Annotated in this window: 4 protein-coding genes; 1 reads left to right on the plus strand and 3 read right to left on the minus strand. The window is 68.9% G+C overall.

Annotated features, from left to right (window positions below):
* Positions 1–3: 3 nt before the first annotated feature.
* The 3 genes from GJ743_RS13600 to GJ743_RS13610 all read right to left on the minus strand — a co-directional run bounded on the left by GJ743_RS13600 (position 4) and on the right by GJ743_RS13610 (position 3,972).
* Positions 4–990 (minus strand): sugar ABC transporter permease, encoded by a 987-nt coding sequence (locus GJ743_RS13600; RefSeq protein ID WP_155052464.1) that lies wholly within the window; start codon positions 988–990, stop codon positions 4–6.
* Complete coding sequence (locus GJ743_RS13605; protein ID WP_155052465.1) at positions 990–2,612, minus strand: ABC transporter permease subunit; 1,623 nt, start codon at positions 2,610–2,612, stop codon at positions 990–992. Before GJ743_RS13605 ends, GJ743_RS13600 begins: the two co-directional genes overlap by 1 nt.
* Before the next feature lie 121 nt (positions 2,613–2,733).
* On the minus strand, positions 2,734–3,972 hold the full coding sequence (locus GJ743_RS13610; protein ID WP_155052466.1) for a sugar ABC transporter substrate-binding protein: 1,239 nt from the start codon (positions 3,970–3,972) through the stop codon (positions 2,734–2,736).
* 251 nt (positions 3,973–4,223) lie between these two features.
* Between GJ743_RS13610 and GJ743_RS13615 the strand changes: the two genes are divergently transcribed.
* Complete coding sequence (locus GJ743_RS13615; RefSeq protein ID WP_155052467.1) at positions 4,224–5,906, plus strand: glycoside hydrolase family 13 protein; 1,683 nt, start codon at positions 4,224–4,226, stop codon at positions 5,904–5,906.
* Positions 5,907–6,053 lie beyond the last annotated feature (147 nt).

The raw sequence follows: 6,053 nt of genomic DNA on the forward strand, positions 1-6,053 counted from the left end.
CCCCTACTTCACGGCGCCGGCCGAGAGGCCGCCGACGATGTACTTCTGCAGGTAGAGGAAGAGGAGCACGACCGGCAGCGCCGCGATGACCGCGCCCGCCGAGAACGCCGCCCAGTCCGCGTAGCGCGGGTTCGAGACGAGCTTCGTGAGGCCGACCGCGAGGGTCTGGTTCTCGGTGTCGATGAGGATCACGGAGGCCACGACGTACTCGTTCACCGAGAAGATGAACGACAGCAGTGCGACGACCGCGAGGATCGGGGCGACGAGTCGCAGGATGATCGTGAAGAAGATGCGCGCGTGGCCCGCGCCGTCGATCTTCGCCGCCTCGTCGATCGACGCCGGGATCGTGTTGAAGTACCCGTACATGAGGTACGTGTTCACGCCGAGCGCACCGCCGAGGTAGACCATGATCAGGCCGATGTGCGTGTTCAGGCCGATCGCGGGGAACCAGTCGCTGATCGCGGTCATCACGAGGAAGATCGCGACGACGGCGAGCATCTGCGGGAACATCTGCACGACCACGATCGTGATGAGGCCGAACCGGCGGCCGGTGAACCGCATGCGCGAGAAGGCGTACGCGGCGAGCGCCCCGAGGAACACCGTGAGGAGCGCGGTGACGCCCGCGATGATCAGCGTGTTCGCGAACCACGTCGTGAACGGCACCTGCGGGTTCGTGAGGATCCGCGCGTACGCGTCGAACCCGATCTGCGAGAACAGGGCGTTCGAGCCGGTCAGGGTGCCGTTCGGGTTGAGCGACGACGAGATGACGAACACGACGGGGAACAGGGCGAACGCGACGACGACGATGCCGACGAGGTGGCGCCATCCGGTCGCCTTGAACCACTTGCCGAAGCGGAAGGGGCGCTTGACGGGCACGGCCGAGCGCTCGAGCGCGGGGTCGCCCCCGACGCGCACGGCGTCGCGCTGCTCGCGCAGCTCGCCCTCGAGGAGGCCGGCGTCGGAGCCGGGGATCGGCTGCTGGTTCGACATCAGTTGATCTCCTCGAGCGACTTGGTGCGGCGGAACGCGATGATCGAGATCACCGCGACCACGATGAAGATGATGATCGAGTACGCCGCCGCGAGGCCGTAGTCGCGGTTCTGGCCGGTGAACGCGACCTTGTAGACCATCGAGATGAGGATGTCGGTGAAGCCGACCGGGATCGGCGCGCCCGTGTCGCGCGGCCCGCCGTTCGTCAACATGTAGATGACGTTGAAGTTGTTGAAGTTGAACGCGAACGAGGCGATCAGCAGGGGCGCGACGCTCACGAGCAGCAGCGGCAGCTTGATGTGCCGGAAGGTCTGCCACGCCGAGGCGCCGTCGATGCTGGATGCCTCGTTCACGTCGTCCGGGATCGACTGCAGCGCACCCGTGCAGATGAGGAACATGTACGGGAACCCGAGCCACAGGTTCACGATGAGCACCGAGAGCTTCGCCATCCATGGATCCGTCAGCCATGGGATCGAGGCCCCGCCGAAGATCACCTGGTTGATGAAGCCGAAGCTCTCGTTCATCATTCCCGCCCAGACGAGCGCCGACAGGAACGACGGGATCGCGTAGGGGATGATCATCGCGACCCGGTAGTACCGGCGGCCCTTCATCCGCATGTCGTTGAAGACCATCGCGAGGAAGAGGCCGAGGAAGAACGTCGTCGCGACCGAGATGAGCGCGAACGCGAAGGTCCAGAGCGTGACGTAGACGAGCGGGCCCGCGAGGCGGGTGTCGGTCACGGCGCGGACGAAGTTGTCGAAGCCGACGGTGATCTGCCAGCCGGGCAGGAGCTCGGTGCCGTCCTCCGAGGTGAAGGCGCCGGTGCCGATGTCGCTGTAGACGGTGCCGGTCGAGAGGTCGGTCATGGTGCCCGCGGCCTCGTCGTACTCGAGGTTCGAGGTGTACAGGTAGCCGTTCGAGCCGTCGGGCGTGCGGATGGCGCCGTCGTTCGGGTCGTCCGAGAACGGCACCGCGAGTTCGGTGATCTCGTTCGTGCGAGCGATGACGTCGGCGAACTGCAGGGTGGTCCAGCCGTCGACCGCGACGGCCTTGCCGTTCTCGACCTCGGTCGGGTCGACCGACTGGAGGGGCTGCTCGGTCGTGCCGAGGCTCGCGTCGCCGTCGGGGTCGGTCACGAGCAGGCCGAGCGTGCCGAGCTGGTCGACGACCGTGACCTGGTAGGTCGGCGACTCGGGCACGCGCTCGAGCGAGGCGGCCATGAGCGAGCTGACCGCCTGCTCCTTGGAGCCGTTGTGCCCGGTGCCGTAGTTGGTGAACGCGATGTAGCCCGTGTAGACGAGCACGAACACCTGGAACAGCACCAGGAAGATGACGCCCGGCGTGAGGTACTTCGCCGGGAGGGTCTTGCGTGAGAAGTAGATCCAGTTGACGAGCGCGGTCACGCCGACGACGACCGCGAGCACCAGCCACTCCTGCGAGAGCGCGAGGACGAGGATCGCGTAGACCGCGATCGCGTCGACGATGCCGAGCAGCAGGAGCTTGATCAGGATGGAGCGGATGCCGCCTGACGCGGCGTCCGCGATGCGTGCGGCGCGCTTCTGCCGCTTCGTGGGCGGCGTCGCCGACTGCGTGGCGACGTCCTCGTCGATCGTGGTGCTCATCTGCTGCTCTCTTGCTCTCTCGTCCGGCTCGCTCGTCAGACGCTCTTCAGGCGCTCGGGGATGCGAGTGGCTCCGAGCCGGATGCCGCGTGAACGTGGCATCCGGCCCGGAGCCTCAGGCCTTACTTGGCGTCGATCGCAGCCTGGACGTCGGCGGTGAGCTTCTCCCACGTCGCCGTCGGGTCCTCGCCGTTGATGATCGAGGCCTCGGCGATGCCCCAGTACTGCCACACCGAACCCATGGCGGGGATGGCGGGCATCGGGACGGCCTCGGCCCCGACGGCCGCGAAGCCCTCGATGATCGGGTCGCTCGAGGCGGTCTCAGCAGCGGCGCTCAGGGCCGGGAGGATGTTGCCGGCCTCGAACAGCTCGAGCTGGACGTCCTCGGTGCCGATGTAGTTCACGAGGAAGTCGTTCGCGGCGACCTTGTTCTCCGACTCCGAGGAGACGAAGAAGCCCTTGACGCCGGCGAACGGCGCGGCGGCCTCACCGGTCGGGCTCGGGACGGTGTCGATGGCGACGTTGACGCCGCCGTCGATGGCCGCGCCGACGTTCCACGGGCCGGTCAGCCAGAAGGCCGCGGTGCCGTCGAGGAAGGCCTGCTTGGCGATGTCACCGTCGATGTCGGTGTTGAAGACGCCGGTGCCGTTCTTGCCCTGGCTGCCGAGCCAGGTCGCGAACTCGGTGCCGCCCGCGCTGCCGAGCTGCAGGTCGGTGGGGTCGTAGCCCTCGTCGTTGGTGCCGAACACCGGGGCGCCGAACGCCGTCTGGAACGGGTAGAGGTGGTAGGGGTTGCCCTCGGCGCCCTGCTCGACGACGAACGGCTGGTCGAGGCCCGCGGCCTTGCCCTTGGCGATCATGTCGTCGAAGCTCGTGGCCGCCTCGGCGACGAGGTCGGCGTTGCGCAGCACGGCGATGTTCTCGACCGCGTAGGGGAGCATGTAGACGGTGCCCTCGTAGGTCGCCGCGTCGATCGCGACGGGGAGGTAGTCGGCGGCCGAGTCGCCGAGCTCGAGCGGCGCGACGACGCCGTTGGTCGAGAGCTCGCCGAGCCAGTCGTGCGCACCCATGGTGATGTCGGGGCCCTCGCCCGTCGGCACCTGCTGGATGAAGTCGTCCTTGATGGTCGCGTTGTCCTTGCCGACGAGCTCGACCTCGACGCCGGTCTCCTCGGTGTAGGCCTCGGCCGCGCCCTTCAGCGCGTCGACGCGCTCGGAGTCGACCCAGACGGTCAGCGTGCCGCCGGCCGAGGCGCCGTTGTCGCCCTCGCCGGAGTCGCCGCTCGCGCAGCTCGCGAGACCCAGGGTCGCGACGACGGCGACGGCGCCGGCCGCGAGGAGGCTCTTCGTGTTCACCCGCATTGGTGTGCCCTTCTCAGTGTGCGTGAGATCGGCGCCTTCGCCTGGTGGGGAGTTCCGCGCACCGTGCTCGAAAGGCCGTTCTTCCGTGTGATGTTGCCCGCCATGTGATTGCAAGCGGTTTCAGGTATACCTGCTTCTCGTCACATTGACAACTCGGCGTTACGTGATCGATACCGGCTTGCTAGGCTCCTGCGGGGCGCCTGAACGTGCAAGCGCTTCCAGATATCTGAGATTGGCTTAAGGTTTTCTCCATGACTTCCGAATGGTGGCGCACCGCCGCGATCTACCAGATCTACCCCCGGTCCTTCGCCGACGCGAACGGCGATGGGATGGGCGACCTGGCCGGCATCCGCTCGCGCCTTCCCGAGCTCGCCGAGCTCGGCGTCGACGCGATCTGGCTGTCGCCGTTCTACACCTCGCCCCAGAAGGACGCGGGCTACGACGTCGCCGACTACTGCGACGTCGACCCGCTGTTCGGCACGCTCGCCGACTTCGACGAGATGCTCGCCGAGGCGCACCGGCTCGGACTGAAGGTCATCGTCGACCTCGTCCCGAACCACTCGAGCGACCAGCACGCCTGGTTCCAGCAGGCGCTCGCGGCCGCCCCCGGCAGCCCGGAGCGCGCCCGCTACATCTTCCGCGACGGCCTCGGCGTCGACGGCGAGCTCCCGCCGAACAACTGGGAGTCGGTCTTCGGCGGCTCGATGTGGACCCGCACCGCGAACCCCGACGGCACGCCCGGGCAGTGGTACCTGCACATCTTCGACAGCTCGCAGCCCGACTTCGACTGGGAGCAGGAGGAGGTCCGAGAGGAGTTCCGCCGCATCCTGCGCTTCTGGCTCGACCGCGGGGTCGACGGGTTCCGGGTCGACGTGGCGCACGGACTCATCAAGGCCGAGGGCCTGCCCGACTACACCCCGCCGGCCGACGCCGGCTCGATGGGCGGCAACCAGCACGGGCTCGAGGCCGGCGTGCCGCTCGAACCCGAGATCCACGACGAGAACGTCGGCGCGCCGTACTGGGGCCAGGAGGGCGTGCACGAGGTCTACCGCGACTGGCGCCACGTGCTCGACGGGTACGACGGCGAGCGCATCCTCGCCGCCGAGGCCTGGGTCGACCCGCTGCCGCGCGTCGCCAAGTGGGTGCGCCCCGACGAGATGCACCAGGCGTTCAACTTCGCCTACCTCGAGACCCCGTTCGAGGCGGCGCCGCTGCGCGCCGTGATCGACCACTCGATCGAGACGTTCGGCGCCGTCGGCGCGCCCTCGACGTGGGTGCTCTCGAACCACGACGTCATCCGCCACGCCTCGCGTCTCGCGCTCACCTCCGACAGCCTGCAGGGCCACGGCATCGGGCCGAAGAGCCCGGGCCTGCCCGACCCCGTCGTCGGCCTCCGCCGCGCACGTGCAGCGACCGCGCTCATGCTCGCCCTCCCCGGCTCCGCCTACCTCTACCAGGGCGAGGAGCTCGGCCTGCCCGAGGCCATCGACCTGCCCGACGACGCCCGCCAGGACCCGACCTGGTTCCGCACGAACGGCGAGCGCTACGGCCGAGACGGATGCCGCGTGCCGCTGCCCTGGGAGGCCGACGCGCCCTCGTACGGCTTCGGCCCGGCGGATGCCACGTGGCTCCCGCAGCCCGCCGAGTGGGCGTCGTACGCCCGCGACCGCCAGCGCGGGGTCGCCGGTTCGACGCTCGAGCTCTACCGCTCGCTCCTCGCCGAGCGCCGCGCTCGCTCGCTCGCGACGGGCGAGCTCGAGTGGCTCGACGGGTTCGGCGACGACGTGCTCGCGGTCCGCAACGGCGGCGTGCTCGTCGTGGCGAACACGGGCTCGACCCCCGTCGAGCTCCCCGAGGGCGACGTGATCCTCGCGAGCGCCGACCTCGACGGCCGCACCCTCCCGGGCGACACCACCGCCTGGCTCTCCGCGTAGCGCGCTTCTGCCCTTCGGTGGGCGGATGCCTCGCAGCATCCACCCACCGCTTGTGGGCTGCCCGTCTCACGGGACGTCCACCCGAGTTCGCAGGACCACACGCCCGACGCCCGCCCTCAGGCACGCATCACCCAGCTCATCCTGCGA

The organism is Agromyces bracchium (assembly GCF_009709675.1).
Taxonomy (GTDB): Bacteria; Actinomycetota; Actinomycetes; order Actinomycetales; family Microbacteriaceae; genus Agromyces; species Agromyces bracchium.